This window comes from Acinetobacter sp. YH12064 (assembly GCF_013419735.1).
In the GTDB taxonomy this organism is placed as follows: domain Bacteria; phylum Pseudomonadota; class Gammaproteobacteria; order Pseudomonadales; family Moraxellaceae; genus Acinetobacter; species Acinetobacter amyesii.
On the sequence record NZ_VOZP01000001.1, the window covers coordinates 292,836 to 314,535 of the forward strand.

18 protein-coding genes and 2 tRNA genes are annotated in these 21,700 nt (G+C 40.2%); 10 read left to right on the forward strand and 10 right to left on the reverse strand.

The features are described from left to right. Positions 1 to 25 precede the first annotated feature (25 nt). Positions 26 to 328 (reverse strand): hypothetical protein, encoded by a 303-nt coding sequence (locus FTU13_RS01510; RefSeq protein WP_111883908.1) that lies wholly within the window; start codon positions 326 to 328, stop codon positions 26 to 28. A 236-nt stretch (positions 329 to 564) separates the two neighbouring features. Here FTU13_RS01510 and ahcY point away from each other — a divergent pair, with 236 nt between their 5' ends. From ahcY to FTU13_RS01545, 7 genes are all read left to right on the forward strand, one after another. Continuing rightward, on the forward strand, positions 565 to 1,947 hold the full coding sequence (gene ahcY / locus FTU13_RS01515; RefSeq protein WP_078192086.1) for an adenosylhomocysteinase: 1,383 nt from the start codon (positions 565 to 567) through the stop codon (positions 1,945 to 1,947). A 216-nt stretch (positions 1,948 to 2,163) separates the two neighbouring features. Next, positions 2,164 to 3,000, forward strand: a complete 837-nt coding sequence (gene metF, locus FTU13_RS01520; RefSeq protein ID WP_168378282.1) for a methylenetetrahydrofolate reductase [NAD(P)H] — start codon at positions 2,164 to 2,166, stop codon at positions 2,998 to 3,000. Positions 3,001 to 3,032: 32 nt separating this feature from the next. Next, entirely contained in the window at positions 3,033 to 3,746 is a 714-nt protein-coding gene (locus tag FTU13_RS01525) for a 16S rRNA (uracil(1498)-N(3))-methyltransferase (RefSeq protein ID WP_180126380.1), read from the forward strand. A 183-nt stretch (positions 3,747 to 3,929) separates the two neighbouring features. Next, complete coding sequence (locus FTU13_RS01530; protein ID WP_180126378.1) at positions 3,930 to 6,806, forward strand: EAL domain-containing protein; 2,877 nt, start codon at positions 3,930 to 3,932, stop codon at positions 6,804 to 6,806. A 140-nt stretch (positions 6,807 to 6,946) separates the two neighbouring features. Continuing rightward, positions 6,947 to 9,226 (forward strand): NADP-dependent malic enzyme, encoded by a 2,280-nt coding sequence (locus FTU13_RS01535; protein ID WP_168378285.1) that lies wholly within the window; start codon positions 6,947 to 6,949, stop codon positions 9,224 to 9,226. Positions 9,227 to 9,307: 81 nt separating this feature from the next. Further along, positions 9,308 to 10,549, forward strand: a complete 1,242-nt coding sequence (locus tag FTU13_RS01540) for a multifunctional CCA addition/repair protein (RefSeq protein ID WP_180101742.1) — start codon at positions 9,308 to 9,310, stop codon at positions 10,547 to 10,549. 161 nt (positions 10,550 to 10,710) lie between these two features. Further along, positions 10,711 to 11,184, forward strand: coding sequence for a hypothetical protein (locus tag FTU13_RS01545; RefSeq protein ID WP_180126376.1), 474 nt, complete (start codon positions 10,711 to 10,713; stop codon positions 11,182 to 11,184). Between the two features lie 135 nt (positions 11,185 to 11,319). Here FTU13_RS01545 and epmA read toward each other — a convergent pair whose 3' ends face one another. The 6 genes from epmA to greB form a co-directional block, all read right to left on the reverse strand. After that, the gene (epmA, locus tag FTU13_RS01550) at positions 11,320 to 12,288 is read right to left on the reverse strand and encodes an EF-P lysine aminoacylase EpmA (protein WP_373423834.1); all 969 of its coding nucleotides are present in this window, start codon (positions 12,286 to 12,288) and stop codon (positions 11,320 to 11,322) included. A gap of 5 nt (positions 12,289 to 12,293) precedes the next feature. Next, the gene (locus FTU13_RS01555) at positions 12,294 to 13,361 is read right to left on the reverse strand and encodes a 4-phosphoerythronate dehydrogenase (protein ID WP_180126374.1); all 1,068 of its coding nucleotides are present in this window, start codon (positions 13,359 to 13,361) and stop codon (positions 12,294 to 12,296) included. 115 nt (positions 13,362 to 13,476) lie between these two features. Beyond that, positions 13,477 to 14,229 (reverse strand): class II aldolase/adducin family protein, encoded by a 753-nt coding sequence (locus FTU13_RS01560; protein ID WP_180126372.1) that lies wholly within the window; start codon positions 14,227 to 14,229, stop codon positions 13,477 to 13,479. Positions 14,230 to 14,394: 165 nt separating this feature from the next. Further along, a tRNA-Ser gene (locus FTU13_RS01565) sits at positions 14,395 to 14,484 on the reverse strand. Between the two features lie 229 nt (positions 14,485 to 14,713). Next, positions 14,714 to 14,803, reverse strand: a tRNA-Ser gene (locus FTU13_RS01570). An 83-nt stretch (positions 14,804 to 14,886) separates the two neighbouring features. After that, entirely contained in the window at positions 14,887 to 15,384 is a 498-nt protein-coding gene (gene greB, locus FTU13_RS01575) for a transcription elongation factor GreB (RefSeq protein WP_180126370.1), read from the reverse strand. Between the two features lie 365 nt (positions 15,385 to 15,749). On the opposite strand from greB, the gene FTU13_RS01580 reads away from it, so the two are divergent. Further along, on the forward strand, positions 15,750 to 16,862 hold the full coding sequence (locus tag FTU13_RS01580; RefSeq protein ID WP_180126368.1) for a transglycosylase SLT domain-containing protein: 1,113 nt from the start codon (positions 15,750 to 15,752) through the stop codon (positions 16,860 to 16,862). 76 nt (positions 16,863 to 16,938) lie between these two features. On the opposite strand, the gene FTU13_RS01585 is transcribed toward FTU13_RS01580, so the two are convergent. Together FTU13_RS01585 and ttcA are read right to left on the reverse strand one after the other, a co-directional pair. Then, positions 16,939 to 17,322, reverse strand: a complete 384-nt coding sequence (locus FTU13_RS01585) for an SCP2 sterol-binding domain-containing protein (RefSeq protein ID WP_180008384.1) — start codon at positions 17,320 to 17,322, stop codon at positions 16,939 to 16,941. 222 nt (positions 17,323 to 17,544) lie between these two features. Beyond that, a complete protein-coding gene (gene ttcA, locus FTU13_RS01590; RefSeq protein WP_078192144.1) occupies positions 17,545 to 18,474 on the reverse strand; it encodes a tRNA 2-thiocytidine(32) synthetase TtcA in 930 nt (309 codons plus the stop codon). Between the two features lie 497 nt (positions 18,475 to 18,971). On the opposite strand from ttcA, the gene FTU13_RS01595 reads away from it, so the two are divergent. After that, positions 18,972 to 19,835 carry a lytic transglycosylase domain-containing protein gene (locus FTU13_RS01595; protein WP_180126366.1) on the forward strand — a complete coding sequence of 288 codons (864 nt, stop codon included), beginning with the start codon at positions 18,972 to 18,974 and terminating at the stop codon, positions 19,833 to 19,835. A gap of 133 nt (positions 19,836 to 19,968) precedes the next feature. Further along, positions 19,969 to 20,874, forward strand: a complete 906-nt coding sequence (htpX, locus tag FTU13_RS01600) for a protease HtpX (RefSeq protein WP_078192146.1) — start codon at positions 19,969 to 19,971, stop codon at positions 20,872 to 20,874. 164 nt (positions 20,875 to 21,038) lie between these two features. On the opposite strand, the gene FTU13_RS01605 is transcribed toward htpX, so the two are convergent. After that, positions 21,039 to 21,629, reverse strand: a complete 591-nt coding sequence (locus tag FTU13_RS01605; protein WP_180126365.1) for a DUF4112 domain-containing protein — start codon at positions 21,627 to 21,629, stop codon at positions 21,039 to 21,041. Positions 21,630 to 21,700: the final 71 nt, after the last annotated feature.

Sequence of the window (21,700 nt, forward strand, 5' to 3'; positions counted from 1 at the left end):
CCAATTTTTTATATTTAAAATTGCACTAGAATATCATCGACCATTTTTCAGGAATATACTCAGAAATTAGCCCTATCCCGATAATTATAAGGGCAATGATGCCAATCAAAATAATAAAACTCACTGCTTTTATGACTACTCTAAGGGTTAAATTTAAGCCTTTCGTATAATTTTCAATAAAGCCTGAAAATTTAAATAAGGATAAAACCCCAATCAAAATTAAAGGCAGAAAAAAAATATCTTGTGGTGAAAAGTCGCCTCGCCTTGCTGAGACAGCTTGTGAAGATACGAGTAAAACTAGGAAAATATTAAATTTTAATATATTCATGATATGTACGTTATTATCTTTTTATTATCAGATTATTCATCTACATATTAACCAATTTTTGATTGGAACTCACTCTATTTCCAAGTACAATACTGCCCTAGTCGAGGGATGCTGCGACTTTCTTATAGGCACTAAATATAAGATCGCTAGGCTCGACGATTCGGTTGGACACTCGTTCCAATCAACAACGGCATCCGCGAACATAATGATCAATTGTTTTTATTAAGGAGATCGTGATGAACGCGGTTAATGCTTCATTTACAGATTATAAAGTTGCCGACATTTCACTAGCTGACTACGGCCGTAAAGAAATCAAACTTGCAGAAGCAGAAATGCCAGCCCTAATGGGTCTTCGCAAACGCTATGCAGCGGCTAAACCGCTTGCTGGCGCGAAAATCCTAGGCTGTATCCACATGACTATTCAAACTGCAGTTTTAATTGAAACTCTAGTTGAATTGGGCGCAGAAGTACGCTGGACTTCATGCAACATCTTCTCTACTCAAGACCACGCTGCTGCTGCAATCGCTGCTGCAGGTATTCCTGTATTTGCTTGGAAAGGCGAAACTGAAGAAGAATACATGTGGTGTCTTGAACAGCAAATCAATGTGAACGGTACACCTTGGGATGCCAACATGATTCTGGACGATGGCGGTGACTTAACTGCGCTTGTTCACGAAAAATATCCTGAAGTGATTGCTAAAATCCACGGTATTACAGAAGAAACCACTACAGGTGTTCAACGTCTTTACGAAATGCACCGCGACGGTACTTTAAAAGTTCCAGCGATTAACGTAAATGACTCTGTCACTAAGTCTAAAAACGACAACAAATACGGCTGCCGTCACTCACTTAACGATGCAATCAAACGTGGTACAGATATGCTTTTATCTGGTCGTCGTGCGCTTGTAATCGGTTATGGTGACGTAGGTAAAGGTTCTGCTCAATCACTTCGTCAAGAAGGCATGATTGTACGTGTCACTGAAGTTGACCCTATCTGTGCAATGCAAGCATGCATGGACGGTTTCGAAGTTGTTGCTCCGTATAAAAATGGCATTCAAACGGGTAAGAAAGAAGACATTAACCTTGATCTTCTTCAAAATACTGACTTGATCGTAACAACAACTGGTAACTACCACGTATGTGACGCTGCAATGCTTGATTCATTAAAAGCTGGCGCTGTAGTTTGTAACATCGGTCATTTCGATACTGAAATCGACACAAACTACTTACGTGGTTATAAGTGGGTTGAAGTTAAGCCACAAGTTCACCAAGTGTATCGTTCAGAAAATGAAAATGATTACCTTATTCTTCTTTCAGAAGGCCGTTTGGTGAACCTTGGTAATGCAACCGGTCACCCTTCACGTATTATGGACGGTTCTTTTGCCAACCAAGTATTGGGTCAAATGCACCTATTCGCTGAAAAATTTGCTGATCTTCCTGAAGATCAAAAACAAGCTGCAATCCGTGTAGAACTTATTCCTAAGAAATTAGACGAAGAAGTTGCTGCTGCAATGGTTGCAGGTTTCGGCGGCGTATTGACGACTTTGACTCAAGAACAAGCGGACTACCTCGGTGTTCAAGTTGAAGGCCCGTTCAAAGCTGAGGCTTATAAATACTAAGTTTTATAAATACCTCTCCCTAACCCTCTCCTGAGCGTGCTTCAAGCACTGCTTTGAAGCTCAGCGCAAGAGAGGGAACTCTTCATTGTGAAAGCAAATTTGATGTTAACTCCAAATCACTATTACTTTCATAATGGAAGTCGCTTCTCCCTCTGGGAGAAGGTTAGGATGAGGGGATTTTTTTAAATAAAAGTATTTATAAAAAAGGATTTGAACATGTCAAAACAGATTCCTATTTCCTTTGAGTTCTTCCCGACCAAAACTGATGCGGGCGCGGAAAAACTTAAAGTTGTACACCAAGAACTTCAATTATTAAATCCTGAATTTTTCTCTGTAACATACGGTGCAGGCGGTTCTACCCGTGAACGCACTTTGTCTACATTGAATGATTTCAACGGTAAAGGCACACCGGTTGCCCCTCACCTGTCTTGTATTGGTGACAGCAAAGAACGTATTGCTGAATTGCTAGATTTGTATAAATCGCAAGGCATTGACCGTATTGTTGCGCTGCGCGGCGACTTGCCGTCTGGTCAAGTGGGCTTGGGCGAATTGCCTTATGCAACAGATCTTGTGCGTTTCATCCGTGAGCACACTGGTGATCATTTCAAAATTGAAGTTGCAGCATACCCAGAAATGCACCCGCAAGCAGACAGCTTTGATCTCGACATCAAACGTTTCTGCGACAAAGCCAATGCAGGCGCAAACGCAGCTTTGACACAGTTCTTCTTTAACCCAGATGCATACTTCTACTTTGTAGAGCGCATTCAAAAAGAAGGCGTGAACATTCCTGTCGCTCCAGGCATCATGCCTATTACCAATGCAAGCAATTTAATCCGCTTTGCTGATGGTACAGGTGCAGAAATTCCTCGCTGGATTCGTAAACAGCTTGCGACTTATGGCGACGATACAGCGTCAATCAAAGCCTTTGGTCATGAAGTGATTGTAAAACTTTGCGAACGCCTGATTGCTGGTGGTGCGCCAAGCTTGCACTTCTATACCATGAACACCACTGACCCTACACGTCAACTTGTGAAAGACCTCGGTCTTGCATAAGACATTTCGACCTTTTTGAGAGTAAAACTTTAATGCCACGTTTTTATATTGAAGCTGATTTAACTGTTGATACGACTGTTGAATTAACGGAAACAGTGTTTCATCACTGGGTAAAAGTTTTACGTGCTCAAGTAGGCGAAACAGCCACTTTGTTCAATGGGCAAGGTGGCGAATACCATGTTGAATTGGTTGAAGTCGCTAAAAAGTCGGCTACCGTCCAAGTTTTGCAATTCAATCCAAGTAATCGCACACCACATTTTACGGCGCTCTTGGGTCAAGTGATGAGCAAAGGTGACCGCATGGATTATGCGATTCAAAAAGCGGTTGAACTCGGTGTTTCTGAAATTCAACTACTCACTTCAGAACGTTGTGAGATGCGTTTGAAGTACGATCGTGATCAAAAGAAACTTGACCATTGGCAAGGCATTGCTATTGCTGCTTGCGAACAGTGTGGACTCAACATTGTTCCTAAAGTACTTCCGCCTCTTTCACTTGAAAAATGGTTGGAAAGTGACCTACCGACAACAAAATTGGTACTCGCACCCAATAAAGATGAAATTGATGTATTAGCTGATGCTGACCCACAATTTGCCTTACTGATTGGCCCTGAAGGTGGCTTGAGCGAAGCCGAGATCAGCGCAGCAAATGAGAAAGGTTTCGTGAACTGGTGTATCGGTGAACGTGTCCTTCGCACAGAAACTGCACCTGTAGTTGCACTTTCAATTTTAAATTATAAATTTATTTAATTTTTACTCGATAGTTCATCTGAAAGCATCAATGATGGCATCCTTGATATTGCTTTTTATTTGTAACGCAATTACCCTAGAGTCAATAAAAACAAATGATTTGTTACCAAGAATAAACAAATACTCTCAGGAACAATACAAATACAACGATCTAGATTTAGTTAAGGCAGGGTTTTTATATTCATGACGTATAAACAAGATGAATATATCAAGCAGTACAATCATACTGCTCAAATTGCGAACACGATTCGCCATAGCCGCTATTTTTTAGTCAGTATCCTGATTATTTGCTTATATATTTTTTCGATATATCAAATTTTTTATAAATCGCCATCTTTGTATTTCAATATTTGGTTTATTTTTACCGAAGTTTTTGTCAGTTTATGCTGGCTGATGAGCACCGTTTATTTTAAACCCGAACAATATTCACTGATGATTGCGCATCGTTGGCTACAATTTCAGTGTTTTTCTGTCGGCACACTGATTGCGAGCGGTATTTTTTTAATTTTTTATTATTTGCCTGCGACCAATCAAAGCTTTGAACCAATTCAAGCCCTGACGCTCTCTGCCCTACTCTTGATCGTGACACAAACCTTTGGTTTGACCTATTTAACGCAAAAACTCAATTATTTTTGTTTGGCATTTATTCCATCTATTGTGCCCTATCTGATTGCACAGTTTTTTTTCTTAGATGGTTCAAATCACTTATTTAGCCTGAGTATTAATTTTGGGCTTATTGTGATTCTAATGTGCGCCATGACGTCATATCGCATTCATCGTCGTGTATCGACTTTACATGCTAAAAACAACCTATTGGTCGATAGTGCCAAGCAACAAGTCAAATGGACTGATGAACTATGTCAGCAGCTCCAAGAAGAAGTCAACAAATCAAGAGACATCGAATTACAACTACAGCTAGGTAACCAAATCCTTGAACAGAAAGTTAAAGAGCGGACCTTCGACATTGAGCAAATGAACAAGGATTTAGAAAACCAACAAGCCAATTTAGTCCTTGCGCATGAAATCGCCGGTTTACGTCCTTGGGATTGGAATATCAAAGACCGTAAAATCGTTGTCACCAACTATAAGCAAGAAAAAACCCTTAGACATTCGAAAGAGCATCAGCAACAGTTACAACATGTGATCCATCCTGATGATATTCCACATTTTAAATCAGCGATGATTCAACATCTACGTGGATTTAAAGACCGTTATGAGGCCACCTATCGGATTCAAAACAGTCAAGGAAAATGGAGTTGGGTACATGATATTGGACGGGTCATTCAACGCGATCCAGATAATCGTAAGCCATTGCGCATGGTCGGTATTCGTCGTGACATTCATCAGGAACGGACGTCTCAGGAACGTTTAAAACTTGCAGCCAGTGTACTCGAACAAGCTGCTGAAGGGATTTTCATTTTAAATGAAGAGCTGTGCTATATCGAAGTCAATCCGTTTTACGAACAATTAACCGGCTTTAACTACGACCAAATTATTGGTAAACATCTTTTTGATATCACTGCAAATTACAAATCAATTCAACGTAGTATGCACTATTCGATCATTAAGCAAGTGCTGAAAATTGGTGAGTATGATGGTGAATTGCACGAAAAATTTCTTTCAGGTAAAGAACTGACACTATGGATGCATATTAATGCGATTACGGATGATCAAAATCGCGTCACCCATTACATTGGAATTGTCTCAGATTTAACAGAACGTAAATTGCAAGAACAACGCTTATCATATTTAGAAAACTATGACACCTTAACGGATTTACCGAACCGTTTTTATTACAACTATCAACTGCATCAATATTTAGTTTCACAGCAAGATTCGATTAAACAGTTGGCTGTCATTCGTTTAAACATCGACCGTTTCCGTCCATTAAATGAATATCTCAGCAACAATGGTGGTGACGAGCTGTTACGCCAAGTCGCACAGCGTTTACGTCTAACCAATGCCGAAGCTCTGTTTGTCGCACACTTAAATGGCGATGATTTTGCGATTGTGTATGAAATTTCACACATCCGCCCTTCTGTGCAAGAGCATTGTGAACGCATCAATAAAGCCTTTAGCATTCCATTTAATATTTTTGGCCAAGATCATGTCATCACCTTATCGATGGGTGTAGCGTTCTACCCTGAGCATGGCCGTCAGCTAGATTATCTAAATAACTGTGCGGAACAAGCGCTGAGTGAAGCCAAAAATTTGGGAGGCAATACTACACGTTATTATTCCAATGAAAATACTGCATTATTAGAACAAGGTATCTTTTTGGAACGCGACTTGCGTAAAGCCATTCAAAATAATGAGCTGGTGGTGTATTACCAACCGAAGATTAATTTCCGTGATAAAAATATTTACGGTTTTGAAGCCTTGGTGCGTTGGAATCATCCTGAAAAAGGCTTAATACCACCGGGCTTATTTATTTCTTTAGCAGAACAAACCAGTTTAATTTCCGATATCGGGCGTTTTGTCCTGCAAAAAACCGCGCAGCAAATTCGCTTTTGGAATAATTTGGGTTATCAAAATATTTGTGTATCCGTCAATATTGTTGCACAGCAACTGCGCCGTGGACAATTATTAAATGATCTCGATGAAGCGATAGATGCCAATCAGATTGATGGTGCCAGTCTGGAACTGGAAATTACAGAATCTTCTTTGGTCGAAAATCTAGATTCAGTACGTGAACTGTTAAATGAAATAAAAAAACGTAAGATCAATATTTCACTTGATGACTTTGGTACGGGCTATTCTTCTCTATCCTATCTAGCTGATTTTCCAATTGATATCTTGAAAATAGACCGCAGTTTTATCTCTAAAATTGGTGAAAATAAACAATTGGCCATCGTTAGTGCCATGATTGCCATGGGTAAAGCGATGGGCATGACGGTAGTCGCTGAAGGGATTGAAACTGAACAGCAGTTACAGTATCTACAAGACTTAGAATGTGACATTGCTCAAGGCTATTTTTTCTCTAAGCCATTACCACAAGAAGAGGCGACTGTGTTCCTTGAAAATAATATCTCTTCGCCTGCTTATACTTACTTAATATAAGTCACTATGCCTGAGCTATAAGATTGTCTGAAAAAGACGCGACTTCGACTGTCCCAACTGTGCAACTAATGTTATATTCAAGCGGATAAAGCAAGCATTGCAGCTTTATATTGGATAAACAAAACACAATCGAGATACAGATGGACGATCAATCTTTAAAACAGCAGGCTTTGTATTATCACGAATTTCCAACTCCGGGGAAAATCAGCGTTACACCAAGCAAACAATTGGTCAACCAACACGATTTAGCCCTCGCATACTCGCCAGGTGTCGCTGCACCTTGTTTAGAAATTGAACGCGACCCATCTACTGCTGCACTTTACACAGCGCGCGGTAATCTTGTTGCTGTAGTCAGTAATGGTACAGCCGTACTGGGCTTAGGTAACATTGGTCCTTTAGCGTCAAAACCTGTTATGGAAGGTAAAGGCGTTCTATTCAAAAAATTCGCTGGTGTTGATGTTTTTGACATTGAAATTGCTGAAAACGATCCAGACAAAATCGTAGATATCGTTGCAGCATTAGAACCAACTTTTGGTGGTATCAACCTTGAAGACATCAAGGCCCCAGAGTGTTTCTACATCGAGCAAAAACTTCGTGAACGCATGAATATTCCTGTGTTCCATGATGACCAACACGGTACATCGATCATTGTGGGTTCTGCATTACTGAATGCACTTCAACTCAATGGCAAAAAAATTGAAGAAATCAAAATTGTCGCTTCTGGCGCAGGTGCTGCTGCCCTTTCATGTTTGAACTTACTTTGCGCACTTGGCGCGAAAAAAGAAAACATCGTTGTGGCAGATTCACGCGGTTTATTGACGACTAAACGTGAAGGCTTGGATGAGTCGAAAAAGGCATACGTTCAAGACATCGAAGGCTCTCAGCTTGCTGATGTAATGGAAGGTGCGGACATGTTCCTCGGTCTTTCAGCAGCAGGTATTTTGACTAAAGAAATGGTTAAAGTCATGGCGAAAGATCCGATTATCTTTGCCCTTGCTAACCCAGACCCTGAAATTCTTCCTGAACATGCACATGAAGCACGTCCAGACGTGATTATGGCAACTGGTCGTTCAGACTATCCAAACCAAGTGAACAATGCGCTTTGCTTCCCTTATATCTTCCGTGGCGCACTCGATGTTGGTGCAACCACAATTAATGAAGAGATGAAGATTGCTTGTGTACATGCGATTGCTCGCATGGCACATGTCGAAGCTGATGCTGCATCATATGGTGAAAAATCTGCTTCATTTGGTCGTGATTACCTCATTCCGCGCCCATTAGATCAACGTTTGATTCTTGAAATTGCACCTGCTATTGCGCAAGCAGCGATGGATTCAGGTGTTGCAACTCGTCCAATTCAAGACTTCTCTGCGTATCGTCAACGTTTGTCTGAGTTTGTTTATAACTCTGCATTCATGATGAAACCAATTTTTGCGCAAGCAAAAACTGATCCAAAACGCATTGCCTATGCTGAAGGTGAAGATTTACGTGTACTTCGCGCAGTACAAATTGCAGTTGATGAAGGTTTAGCAAAACCAATTCTTGTAGGCCGTCCTGCAGTCATTGAAGCAAACATCAAAAAATTAGGTCTACGTCTTGAAGATGGCGTGAACATCACTATCGTCGATCAAGAGAAAAACCCTGATTACGATAAGTTTGCTGACGATTACTACAGCATCATGCAACGTAAAGGTGTAACGCCTGAATACGCTCAGCGTGAAGCACGTCGTCGCTCAACACTTATCGCGGCAATGCTAGTTCGTCATGGTGTAGCTGACGGTATGTTATGTGGTACTTATTCTAGCTATGACATTCACTTAGACTTTGTCAGCAATGTGATTGGACTAAAAGAAGGCCGCAATAACTTCTTCACGCTGAATGCATTGATGCTTGAAGATCGTAACTTGTTTATTGCTGATACTTACATTAACCGTAATCCAACAGCTGAACAACTTGCTGAAATGACTATTTTAGCGGCTGAAGAAGTACGCCGTTTTGGTATTACACCGCGTGTAGCATTGCTTTCTCACTCAAGTTTCGGTTCTGACCAAAATGATCCTAGCGCACAAAAAATGCGTAAGGTTTATGATATTTTGTCAGAAATTGCACCTGAACTTGAAGTTGAAGGTGAAATGCATGGTGATGCTGCATTGGATGAAAATATTCGTCATTTCGCATACCCGAACTCACGTTTTAAAGGTTCTGCGAACTTGCTGATTATGCCTAATCTAGATGCAGCGAACATTTCGTTCAACTTGTTGAAATCAACTTCAGGTAGTAACGTGACAATTGGCCCAATTCTTTTAGGTGCTGCAAAACCTGTTCATATTTTAACGCCAACTGCGACAACTCGCCGTTTAGTGAATATGACTGCATTAACTGTTGCAGAGATTCAAGAAAACGAAAAATTAGCACTCTAATTTAGTTGACCTGAACACACTTTGTGACTTGAGAAAACCTCTGTTCTGTAGCATGATTGCTCTAAGAATAGAGGTTTTTTCATGCAAGTTTATTTAGTAGGCGGTGCAGTTCGAGATCACTTGCTCGGGCACCCCTATCACGAAAAAGATTATGTCGTTGTCGGTGCAACGCCGGAACAATTACTTGCTCAAGGTTATCAACCTGTGGGTAAAGATTTCCCTGTTTTTCTTCATCCAGAGACCAAAGACGAATATGCCTTAGCCCGTACAGAACGTAAGTCTGGACATGGGTATCATGGCTTTGAATTTTATACCGACGTCAATGTCACACTCGAGCAAGATCTCATTCGACGCGACCTCACGATCAATGCGATAGCGATGGATGATGCAGGTAATGTCTATGACCCCTATGGCGGTCAACGTGATCTAGAACAGCGTGTCCTTCGCCACGTGTCTGATGCCTTCGTCGAAGATCCATTAAGGGTTTTGCGTATTGCACGTTTTGCGGCACGTTATAAAGCTTTAGGTTTTAAAGTGGCTGATGAAACATTGGAACTGATGCAAGAGCTTGCCAAATCTGGCGAGCTTGAAGCCCTTACACCTGAACGTGTATGGAAGGAAACGTCTCGTGCATTAATGGAAGACCACGCAGATGAATATTTTGAGGTATTAAGAGCCTGTGGCGCTTTAAAAGTCTTGTTCCCTGAAATTGATGCGTTATACGGTATTCCACAACGTCCTGAATATCATCCTGAAATTGATTGTGGTATTCATACCATGATGTCGCTACAACAAGCGTGTCGTGCAAATTATTCTTTGGATGTTCGTTTTGCTGTACTGGTACACGACTTGGGTAAAGCACTCACTCCAGTAGATGAGTTACCGCGCCATATCATGCATGAAGAGCGTGGGGTAAAACCTGTTACCGAAATCTGTGACCGTATGCGAGTTCCCACCAATACCAAACAATTGGCCATCTCAGTGTGTAAAGAGCATTTAAAATGCCATCAAGCTCTGAGTTTAAAACCGGGAACATTATGGCGTCTGTTACAACGTATGGATGTATTACGCCGTCCTGAACGCGTAGAGGCCTTTGTACAAGCCTGTGAATGTGATTCACGTGGTCGCTTAGGTTTAGAGGATCGTGCCTATCCGCAAGCTCAATACGTTTTAGATGCCATGCAGGTGGTTCGTAATATTAAGGCTTCTGACTTACCTTCAGATGTGAAAGGCCCTGATATTGGTGAAATGTTGATTCAGAAACGAATTGAAGCTATCGGACAATTCAAGCATGAACTCGGCCATAACACGCCTACAGCTTAAAATAAATCCTCTCAGAAATGAGAGGATTGACTTTCATCATTGCTGTTAAGCCTGCCGAAGTATTTTGAAATAAATGAAAAATTGAAATAATCTAGTGTCATCTCTGAAAATTAAATACTGATACTCAACCCAATTTAAGACTGGTAAAAAGAATAAAAATAATGAAGAAACAACTTTCCAATATATTGATTGCTATTGTCTTTTGCGGACTCCTAGTAGGGATGGGCTTTACCCAAACCCTTTTAAAAAGTTTGCCACAGCTCATCATGATATTTTTTGGAATGTTAGCCTTAGGCTCCTTAATAATTAAGCGTTCATTTATAAGCTCTATTCCTTTTTATATAGTTTTGGGAGTTATGTTTTATATTAATATTTTTCTATTGGCGAGCGCTGTTGTGGATTTTATTCATCCACATCAAGACTGGACTACACAGAATGACGGGAGTATTGATAGAAGCCCAAATTTAAACTGGCTGTGGGCGATAATTGTCTCCTTTTTTCTTTCCCCACTCAGCATTGTTTTCTATCATAAAAAAATTCAAAGAAATAAAGGTCTTGAAATAGCCTTTATTACTCTTTTTATTATTGTGACATTGATAATTTATATAAAATTTGAGCTACTCTGCTGTAATTAAATTGCATCTTTTATACATATTTAGACATATTATCGCTAAATCACAATCTATACGTTGATAGGCCTTTTTAAATTTGAAAGCTATGCTGCTGTCTAAAATGTATAAGCATTTATAGACAGCAGCTATTCAGTTCACTTATGACACAGCTGCTGGAAAACTAATGACTTTTTCAAGCTTTAGCTGATTCATAGCCACCATTAGCAATCGATCAATGCCTAAGGCTATACCTGCACACTCACTCATATGCGGTAATGCAGCAAGCAAATATTCATCAATCGGCATCACATGCAACCCAAGTTTTGCGCGCTCTGCATTATCTGCCTCAAAACGACTTCGTAAAACGTCTGCGTCAATCAGTTCGTCATAAGCATTCGCTAACTCCAAACCTTCGATATAGAGCTCAAATCGTGCTGCAACCAATTCACCATCTTCGTCCACACGGGTTTTCGCCAAAGAAGCCATTTCCGGTGGAAAATCTGTCAGGAACACTGGCGTATCAAAACCGAGACTCGGCTCAACATAATGTGAGAACAATAAATCCATATAGCCTAAACGGTCTTCACCCAAATCTAAGCTTAGCCCCACACGACGACAGCAATCTTTTAGATCTTGTAAAGAAGCTTGTAACGGGTTCAAATCCAAACGATCCATAAAGGCATGCTTATAGCTCAAAATAGTCGGACGAATTTCACCAAAGCGTTGTTTCAAGGTTTCATTCAATAAATCCGTCACTTCAAACATCAAGTCTTTTAAGCTAAAACCCGGACGGTACCATTCCAACATGGTGAATTCACTGTTGTGTTTACGTCCATGTTCATCATCACGGAAAACTTTACAGATTTGGTAGATAGGCCCACTGCCACTTGCCAACAGACGCTTCATGGCAAATTCAGGTGAAGTTTGCAAATAATGCGTTTGCTTTTGACCATTCACATGACGCTGAGCTTGTACCGATGCTAAATGCACATCGGTGACACCGGCTTGAGAAAGCACAGGTGTTTCCACTTCAAGCACATCACGTGCAGCAAAAAACTGGCGAATTTGAGCATACATCGTGGCACGTGCACGAAGTGCAGTGAGTTCACAACTCGGTTGAAAGTTCATTTGACTCATGCTGCTGGGCCTCCATGTGCAGCCCATTCACGGCGTAAAGGATAGGTTTTACGTAAATAATCAAAAGCTTTTTGATCCACTTTACCGTCTTTTAGGCAAGCACGTAAGTTTGCATCATCACGAGCAATGTCATAAATATCTTTTAAATAACGCTGTAATACCGTCTTAAAGTCAGCACTAGTAAAATACTGCTCACAAACGGGTAACTGACTTTCAAAAGCTTTATTTATCGGTTGATTGAAAGTTTGACAGAATGCTTCATAGATCATCTGTGTGCCACGTGCTTTACCTTCCAAGCTGTAGCCTGCAATATGGGGTGTCACCACGTAAATTAAATCCAACAACGCTGCTGAAATCTCTGGCTCATGTTCAAAAACGTCTAAGACCACTTTACGCTGAGTCTGTTGAATATCGGCAATTAAGGCAGCTTCTTCGACCACTGGTCCACGCGCGGAATTAATCAAAATCGCTGAAGGCTTCATAGCAGCAAGCGCAGTAGCATTGATTAAATGATAGGTTGGATATTCACCCTCTTTGGTCAGTGGCACATGGGTACTAATCGCATCTGCATTTTTTAACAGTTCTGCAAATTCAACTTGTTTCACCTGATCAGATTGCACAAATGGATCATAGCCAATGACATTCCAACCTAATAATTCTGCCATGACAGCCAAACGTGAACCGACATTACCTAAACCAACGATACCCAAGGTAAATTGTTCATTTGCATTCAATAATTCAGGTTTAACGAAGAGCAATGCAGTAATCACATATTCAGCAACCGCTTGTGCATTACAACCTGTGGCATTTGACCAAGCAATGCCCTGCTTTTCTAGAGCATTAATATCTAAATGATCTGTTCCAATCGTAGCACTACCGACAAATTTGAGTGCGGTCTGTTGAATTAATTCTGCATTTACCTGAGTCACTGATCGTACCAATAATGCATCGGCTTCTTTGACATCCTCATGGGTCAATGTTCGACCTGCCGCTTGCTTTATTTCACCAAATTCGGTAAAAAAATACTCAGTAAATGCCAGATTTTCATCTGCAACGATTTTCATAGTTCATCTCATAATTCCACTACGAACATGATAACGCGTTGCTCATGCCATGACTATTCTTCTGCACATAAAGCATAGCGCCATTTTTTTATAAGCTAAATGATAGAAAATTATATTAACGACAATAATCTGACTGCTGATCTTCAATTAAAGACAAGGCCGCCTGCCAAGCCGCTTGAATAATGGGCTCGGCCATCGGATTTTCAAACTGCTGCAACGTATGTTCACAAACCTTCGGACTCGGATAATGCAATGTAGCACTCGACAACGCTTTTACTTGAATTTGACAAGCCCGTTCTAAAAAGTAAATTTCATGAAATGCCCGTGCTACACTCTCTCCAGTCGCAAGCAAGCCGTGATTGCGTAAAATCATGCAGCGAAAATTGCCCATATCTTGTACCAATCTTTCACGCTCTTCAGTTGAAAAGGCTATGCCCTCATATTCATGATAAGCAATGTTCTGATAGAACTTTAACGCATGTTGTGAGATTGGCAATAATCCATGTTCCTGTGCAGAAACCGCCACGCCATCGGCAGTATGCGTATGAATCACGCAATTAATATTTGCACGTGCATGATGTAAGGCAGAATGAATCACAAATCCTGCGACATTCACCATCTTCCCTGCATCATAAGTTTCAATAATTTTTCCTTCATGATCAATTTTGACCAAATCAGAAGCTGTCATTTTGTCAAAGGTCACACCATAACGATTAATCAGAAAATGCTCAGGTTCATGACTTAAACGCAGGCTGATATGGGTATCAATTAAGTCGGTCATTTTATAATAAGCCACCAAGCGATACAGTGCCGCCAATTGACAACGCGCTTGCCATTCCAGTTCATGAATAAGCTCTGGTTTTTGCATGGATGAATTCCTTGTCTAAATCGATTGATCTTGTTTTCTGTTTATTGTGAATAATTAATAGCATGTCATATTCATGCTGTATATCAACTTCGCCTGTAGAAAAAAACTATTCAAAAATTTAGGCAATAAAAAAACCCCAATGTAAAACATTGGGGTTTTTGAATATGGCGGAAGCGGTGAGATTCGAACTCACGGAGGACTCGCGCCCTCGTCGGTTTTCAAGACCGGTGCATTAAACCGCTCTGCCACGCTTCCATGGCCGCTATCATATAAATAAAAATTCAGATTGGCAAATTATTTTGCCTTATTTTGAACACTTGGCGAATCGTTCATACAAAATTTAGGCGATTGTAAAATTTTGGCTTCGAGCTGAAAAATAGAAGCTCAATCAAAATTTATTGAATTGAGGTCAAGGCTAATTGCATTACCTCAATTTACACACATAAAAAAACCCTGATGCTAAAAACATCAGGGTTTTTGAATTTGGCGGAAGCGGTGAGATTCGAACTCACGGAGGACTCGCGCCCTCGTCGGTTTTCAAGACCGGTGCATTAAACCGCTCTGCCACGCTTCCATGGCCGCCATCATATAAATAAAATTCAGCAATGGCAAATTATTTTGTAAAAAACACATCCAATTGAACAAAATAAGAGCAGTTTACTGTCTTTCAGTGCTTTCGCCCATTTCATAACGAATTGAATTGATATACCAACATTTTTTTCCTAGCGGGGTTAGGACTTCGACTTCATCATCCACTTGCTTGGATAAGAGTGCCCGAGCCATAGGTGAATCAATTGAGATATGCTGCGGATGATGATCATAGATTTCATCCACCCCCACGATTCTTAGCGTTTTTTGTTCGCCGTCTTCATTTTCAATATCAACCCATGCCCCAAAATAGACTTTCCCTTTTTGTTCGGGTGAGTAATCGATAATACGAAGCTCTTCCAAACGTTTTCCCAAGTAGCGTACACGTCGGTCAATTTTGCGTAACAATTGCTTATTATATTGATAATCCGCGTTTTCCGAACGATCTCCAAGACTAGCCGCCCAGTTCACTTTTTTGGTAATTTCAGGTCGCTCTTCATGCCATAAATGTTGAAGTTCAGCGACCAATAAATCGTGTCCACCACGGGTAATTAAGTTAGATTTCATGATGATTTTTAGGCCTTGAGCAAGTGCTGATTTTTACAAAACATGCCTATTTTATCCTCCATTTCTACACAGGCAAAGTATATAAAATTTATTCCCAAACAAAATCAATTGTTTATGTTACATATTTTAATATTTTTTCGTACAAAATTTGACAAGTATTTTTTTGCTCATTATTATGCGCACATCTTTTAGGCTTGTTTAATTTTTATCCAGTGTAGATTTTCTACATATTTCCCGAAACCCCCTAGTCATTTTTGAATGACGTCATGACTGCCCAACCCTTATTGAATTTATCAAACTTGAAAAAGTCTGAGGCCTGTTTGCCTTTGCTTTTTAGGGCATAAATTACTTGTAGCGGAGACAACATGCACAGTAGTTCAACTTCTGGGTCGAGGCTTTGCCTTAACTCTTTTAACTCTCTCCCATTTAAAGCGCTTGCACTTAGTACTATCTTAATTCCTTTTCACAGTATTAATGCCAGCAAAACAGCACATCAATATGATGCTGTCGTCAACAGTAATAAACTCACTGTTGTTGCAGTTGCCAATCCTGCCATTGTTTTTCAGGATGGTAAACATCGACATGGTTTTGGTTACGACCTTGCACGTAACTATGCAGAAAGTTTAAATGTCCAATTAGATTTTAAAACAGTGAATGACAATGCCACTGCTTTAAAAATGGTTGCCAAAGGTCAAGCCAATTTTGCTATGACCACTGCCGAAATGAGTACCATTGAAGCCAAGCATTTGACGTCATTTTCAGCCAGTTGTGGTGATACCGTTTCTTTAAAAAAGAATGGTTTAAACAGCAACTTAAACTGGGTATTTAAAAATGCAGATGATCCACTAAGCCAAACCGCGAGTGGTTTTATTTGCCGTGCCAAACAAAATGGCGCAATTGGACAGTTGGCATCATTCTACAACCGTAATGTGGTCAAACAAGATTCTTGGAATGTGATTCAACGTGATTTAAGTAAACGTATGCCGATCTATAAGGCAAGTTTTAAAAACACGGCCAAGCAATACGATCTAGACTGGCATTTATTGGCAGCGATTGGTTATCAAGAGTCTTACCTCAAACCTGACTCGGTATCCCCAACGGGTGTTCGTGGCATTATGATGCTGACCAACAGTACAGCAAAAGCCATGGGTGTGAGCAACCGTACAGATGCGACTCAAAGCATTCAAGGTGGTGCAAAGTACTATGACCAAATGCTAAACCGTTATAGTAACATTTCATACCCAGATCGTAATTGGTATGCCTTAGTGGCTTATAACATGGGTCCTGGTGCTGTAAGTCAGATTCAAAAGCGCATCCAATCTCAGGGTAAAAACCCAAATAAGTGGGTGAATTTATATGCTTATCTAGACCGTAACAAGGCCAGCAATGGTCGTTATCGTCAAGCTGTGCAATATGTCACGCGTATTCGTGCGTATTTGGAACATATTAAAACCACACCTCAACTTGTGAATATCTAATATACATCCACCTAACATTTACATGTGAGCGCACAAAAAAAAGCTTACCTTCGGGTAAGCTTTTTTCGTTTTAGACTTAAGCAGTTTGCTCAAGTACTTTTTTGAACAAATCTTTTTGCTCAGCACTTGGTTTTGCTGTTTGTAATGCCATCAATTGTGACATATCACCTTGTACTTTTATTTTGCCCGTCATAAACGCTTGCATCGCTGCAGCCATATCAAACTCAAGGAATACTTTACGTAAAGTTTCAGCATCCATGTTCAAAGTTGTTTTCGCGTTTGAAGATAAACCTTTTTTAATTGCACCACCGTCTAATGACAATTCAGTATTGCCTGCAGCGTCAGCAACCACAAGGTTAATTGCAAGATTAGCCAATGCAGGTGGTAAGTTTAAATCACCAGCTTGAGCTGTCAGAGTTTCTACAGTTGAAAACCAATCATCAGTTAAAAAAGCAGGCATGATCTTTCCTCAATTTATTTTGTTCGTGTGTGTTGCCGTTCCGGACAACATCAGTGCAAGCATATTTTGCTTGAGGTTTGTTATAGCATGATCATTTGTGAAAAGGCTAAAGTTTTTTGTACGCACCGTTCAATATTTAACTGTTTAATAACAAAATGAGAAAAATCATAAGCATAAAAAAGGCATTCCGTAGAATGCCTTTTGCGTGATGAGGTTTTCGGCTTAATCTGCCATAAACCCTAAGTTCACCATATTAATGCGTTTGCTTTCTGACTCACCTTCTTCAGTTGAACAACTTTCGCTATTTTTAAAGTCAAATTCGCGTTGTTCATCTAGGGCTTCAAAGTCGAATAACTCACGGTCAGCCAGTTGTGAAGGTGATACATTTTGCAACGCACCAAAAATACTGTGTAAACGTTTTGGAAATTCTTTATCCCAAGTACGCAGCATGTCATTTAGCATCGCACGTTGTAAGTTTTCTTGAGAACCACACAAATTACACGGGATAATTGGGAACTTACGCATTTCTGCATATTTGATAATGTCTTTTTCTTCCACATAAGCCAGTGGACGAATCAAAATGTTCTTTTTGTCAGACGACAATAATTTTGGTGGCATAGCTTTTAAGCTGCCGCCATGGAACAAGTTCAAAAAGAACGTCGCCAAAATATCATCACGGTGATGACCTAAAGCCACTTTCGTCGCCCCAATTTCTTGAGCAAAGCCGTATAACGAACCACGACGTAGACGTGAGCATACTGCACAATACGTTTTACCTTCTGGCGTTAAACGTTTGGTAATGCTGTAGGTATCTTTTTCTAAGATGTAATACGGAATTTTGTTTTCTTCTAAATAACGTGGCAATACGTCTTCAGGGAAACCCGGTTGTTTTTGGTCAAGGTTGACCGCAACCACATCAAAATTAATCGGTGCAATACGCTTAAACTGCAACAAAATGTCGAGCAAGGTATAACTGTCTTTACCGCCTGAAATACAGACCATCACCTTGTCGCCCTCTTCGATCATTTTAAAATCACGAATGGCATGACCGACCTGACGGCGTAGCTTTTTCAATAAACGATAATACGCAGAGCTAGTTGGTAGTTCTGGTTTGAAATTAAATCCTTGTTCGGACTCAACTGGCGAGAACATAGACGAGTTAAACCTAAAAAAAAATACCGCGCAATTTTATCCGATTCGTAGACTTCTCGCATCAAAAGAATGTAATTTCCGAAAAAAGTAAAAATACTGTCATGATCACGTAATCCTCAGCGCTTTATTTTATACGATCGAGTTCATTTTTTAACCCAAATGCTTATCTTTTGGACTTTTCCACAGTTGTCCACAAAAGCTGTGGATAACTTTGTGGATTCTAAATGACTTGACAAGGTGAGCCGCCCTTATTTTAAGGCTTTTATTTAAATTGATCATTTTTTGACCAATTTATAAAAATTTAATTATCAATGACTTAAGTGTGTCAAGTTAAGCTCATTAAAAAAAAATAAATATTTTTTTTGATTATTGAATCATCAAAATGACTTGATTTTTACAAAGTAAAGAAGAAATCAGTCCTTGAAGCCTTTTCATCTAATTATTTTTTGATAAACTCTCTTTAACTGTTTGGGGACAGAATTTTTCTTCACAATAAAATGAAAAACATTACTTGGACTTTGGGGCTGTTATTAAGTGGAAGTGTGGCTATCAGTTTAGCTGCACCAAGCATTTTTGCCGGCCAAACGATTTATCAATTGCGTGAAAGTAATGGCACAACGTTACTGACCAATAAACAAGGCCGCTATAGCAATCTAAAAGTTGAAAAAAAAACCTACTATCCGGACAGTAATATCCATAGTTATAGTAACTGGGGCTCAAATGAAGCGTCTGTCTTACCTAGTTATAGTCGGAATAAAAATGCCTTTGACAATATTATTAAACAAGCAGCGGCCCAACATGGTGTTTCCGAAGGTCTAATCAAAGCGGTGATGCATACCGAATCAGGCTTTAACACTAATGCTCGTTCACCTGTTGGGGCTCAAGGTTTAATGCAGCTCATGCCTGCCACAGCACGTCGCTTCAATGTAACAAATGCTTATGATCCTCATCAGAACATTATGGCTGGTGCTCGATATTTATCTTGGCTACTGAAACGTTTTAATGGCAATACGTCTCTTGCTTTAGCAGGTTATAACGCAGGTGAAGGCAATGTCGCAAAATATGGTGGTATCCCACCTTTTCGCGAAACACAAGATTATGTCCGCCGTGTCACTAGCCGCTACAACAACCTATATGCTGGTAGTTTAAGTGTATCAGGTTCGAGTAATTCCAATATCGCTTCAAATAGTGGTCGGATTATTGCCAGTTCGGATAATTATCATGCTGCTGCCCCTACGGTTGCTAAATCATCAGCACGTCAAATTATTCAAACAGACAATGGTAGTTTTACCGACGCACCTTCAGGTTCATTTGCCACAGCAAATGCGTCTGCTTCAGCGCGTATTTATTTCAATGAATAAATTCACTGATTTTGTAAAATTGCATCTGTTTTACTAATTTTTCCTTGAAATTTTAAGACTTTCACCTCATATTGAGTTTAATGATTTTTATTTGTAAATCAGATCATTTTTCTATAATAAGAGGATTTACCCAATGATGCGGATTGGTTTGTTCTTGCTAACCAACCTCGCGGTACTGGTTGTAGCTGGCATAATCTTGTCACTCTTCGGTGTCGGTAGTTACCACGGTGCAGGCGGCTTAAATTTAGGCAACTTGCTCGTAATCTGTTTTGTGTTCGGTATGGTGGGTTCAATGATCTCACTATTCATGTCAAAATGGATGGCGAAGAAAACCACGGGTACAGAGCTGATTGACCCTAATGCACCACGTAACCAAGCTGAAGCATGGTTACTTAACGAAGTTGCGCAACTGGCACAACGTTCTGGTATCAAAATGCCAGAAGTGGGTATTTTCCCATCGTACCAGTCAAATGCCTTTGCAACAGGCTGGAATAAAAATGATGCTTTAGTAGCAGTTTCTACCGGTCTACTTGAGCGTATGAACAAAGACGAGCTCCGTGCCGTACTCGCTCACGAAATTGGTCACGTAGCCAATGGTGATATGGTAACCCTTGCATTGGTGCAAGGTGTAGTCAACGCCTTTGTGATGTTCTTTGCGCGTGTAGCAGGTGACTTCATTGACCGTAATGTTTTTGGTCGTGAAGATGGTGAAGCACCGGGTATCGCATATTTTGTCATTACGATTGTATTAGATATTGTTTTTGGTATCGCAGCGTCTGCCATTGTGATGTGGTTCTCTCGCTACCGTGAATACCGTGCCGATGAAGCTGGTGCGCGTTTAGCAGGTAAACAAGCGATGATTTCTGCCCTGTTACGTTTACAAGCAGAATCTGAAATGCCAGATCAAATGCCAAAAGAAATGAAAGCCTTTGCAATTTCCGCGGGTCAAGAACAAGGTTTCAGTCTAGCTGCTTTGTTCCAAACACACCCAACGATTGAACAACGTGTTGCGGCATTACAACAATTAGATTGCCCATAATCGAGCATCTAATGTATGTCGTAAAAAAGCCTCCCTATGGAGGCTTTTTTAATTCTAATTTTTTTCTCCGAACATTTACTGTCTTATCAATAATCTTTCAGCTGAACGATCTTTCAATTGAATAGCCTCTCAGTGATCGCGTTCAAGCAACAAGGCATTTCTATCTACAATACTCCATTAGCCTTTAACCATTGCCAAAGCAATGAACCACCCATATAAATTGCAAAGATAAAGAGTAATAAGAAAATCATCCCGAGTATATCTGGGATATGGATCCATATCCATGCAACCACAGGGTTGCGCCAAAAAGCAGATTGCTGTTGTTTCTGTTCTAATTTTTCATGTAAAAACGGATGTACCACATGTTGATCTGTACTGATTTGATATTCTTCACGAATGTGCGTATGTACAACATCTAAAGCTTTACGGCTCGGTCGAATAAACACATCAAAGATCGTCCCTGCAACAGGAATAAACCCCACGACAGCATCTATAACTGCGAGTTTCATCACACCATTTAATTTGGCTTGTGGTACGCCAATCTGTTTGGCTTTATAGACGGCATAACAGGTCAAGACAAATCCTGCGATATCACCAGCTACGGGAATGGTACTCAACGCTGCGTCCGCACCTACCCCTTGTCGAGTAAATGGAATCCGAACCACGGAGTCCATCATATTGGCAAACTTTGCGAGATCGCGTTCAAGACGAATGACTTCTTGCTTGGACATTTTTTGTTTTAATGGTTCAGTCATGTTTTATCCAATAAAAACCGTGTAAATCACTGAGATTAAAACATATTAGAAGTCTTCAATCTGTAGCAAAA

Bases quoted from the DNA above. Each gene is read 5' to 3' on its own strand.
- FTU13_RS01510 (WP_111883908.1), bottom strand. From the start codon at position 328: ATGAATATATTAAAATTTAATATTTTCCTAGTTTTACTCGTATCTTCA.
- ahcY (WP_078192086.1), top strand. From the start codon at position 565: ATGAACGCGGTTAATGCTTCATTTACAGATTATAAAGTTGCCGACATT.
- metF (WP_168378282.1), top strand. From the start codon at position 2,164: ATGTCAAAACAGATTCCTATTTCCTTTGAGTTCTTCCCGACCAAAACT.
- FTU13_RS01525 (WP_180126380.1), top strand. From the start codon at position 3,033: ATGCCACGTTTTTATATTGAAGCTGATTTAACTGTTGATACGACTGTT.
- FTU13_RS01530 (WP_180126378.1), top strand. From the start codon at position 3,930: ATGACGTATAAACAAGATGAATATATCAAGCAGTACAATCATACTGCT.
- FTU13_RS01535 (WP_168378285.1), top strand. From the start codon at position 6,947: ATGGACGATCAATCTTTAAAACAGCAGGCTTTGTATTATCACGAATTT.
- FTU13_RS01540 (WP_180101742.1), top strand. From the start codon at position 9,308: ATGCAAGTTTATTTAGTAGGCGGTGCAGTTCGAGATCACTTGCTCGGG.
- FTU13_RS01545 (WP_180126376.1), top strand. From the start codon at position 10,711: ATGAAGAAACAACTTTCCAATATATTGATTGCTATTGTCTTTTGCGGA.
- epmA (WP_373423834.1), bottom strand. From the start codon at position 12,288: ATGAACTTTCAACCGAGTTGTGAACTCACTGCACTTCGTGCACGTGCC.
- FTU13_RS01555 (WP_180126374.1), bottom strand. From the start codon at position 13,361: ATGAAAATCGTTGCAGATGAAAATCTGGCATTTACTGAGTATTTTTTT.
- FTU13_RS01560 (WP_180126372.1), bottom strand. From the start codon at position 14,229: ATGCAAAAACCAGAGCTTATTCATGAACTGGAATGGCAAGCGCGTTGT.
- greB (WP_180126370.1), bottom strand. From the start codon at position 15,384: ATGAAATCTAACTTAATTACCCGTGGTGGACACGATTTATTGGTCGCT.
- FTU13_RS01580 (WP_180126368.1), top strand. From the start codon at position 15,750: ATGCACAGTAGTTCAACTTCTGGGTCGAGGCTTTGCCTTAACTCTTTT.
- FTU13_RS01585 (WP_180008384.1), bottom strand. From the start codon at position 17,322: ATGCCTGCTTTTTTAACTGATGATTGGTTTTCAACTGTAGAAACTCTG.
- ttcA (WP_078192144.1), bottom strand. From the start codon at position 18,474: ATGTTCTCGCCAGTTGAGTCCGAACAAGGATTTAATTTCAAACCAGAA.
- FTU13_RS01595 (WP_180126366.1), top strand. From the start codon at position 18,972: ATGAAAAACATTACTTGGACTTTGGGGCTGTTATTAAGTGGAAGTGTG.
- htpX (WP_078192146.1), top strand. From the start codon at position 19,969: ATGATGCGGATTGGTTTGTTCTTGCTAACCAACCTCGCGGTACTGGTT.
- FTU13_RS01605 (WP_180126365.1), bottom strand. From the start codon at position 21,629: ATGACTGAACCATTAAAACAAAAAATGTCCAAGCAAGAAGTCATTCGT.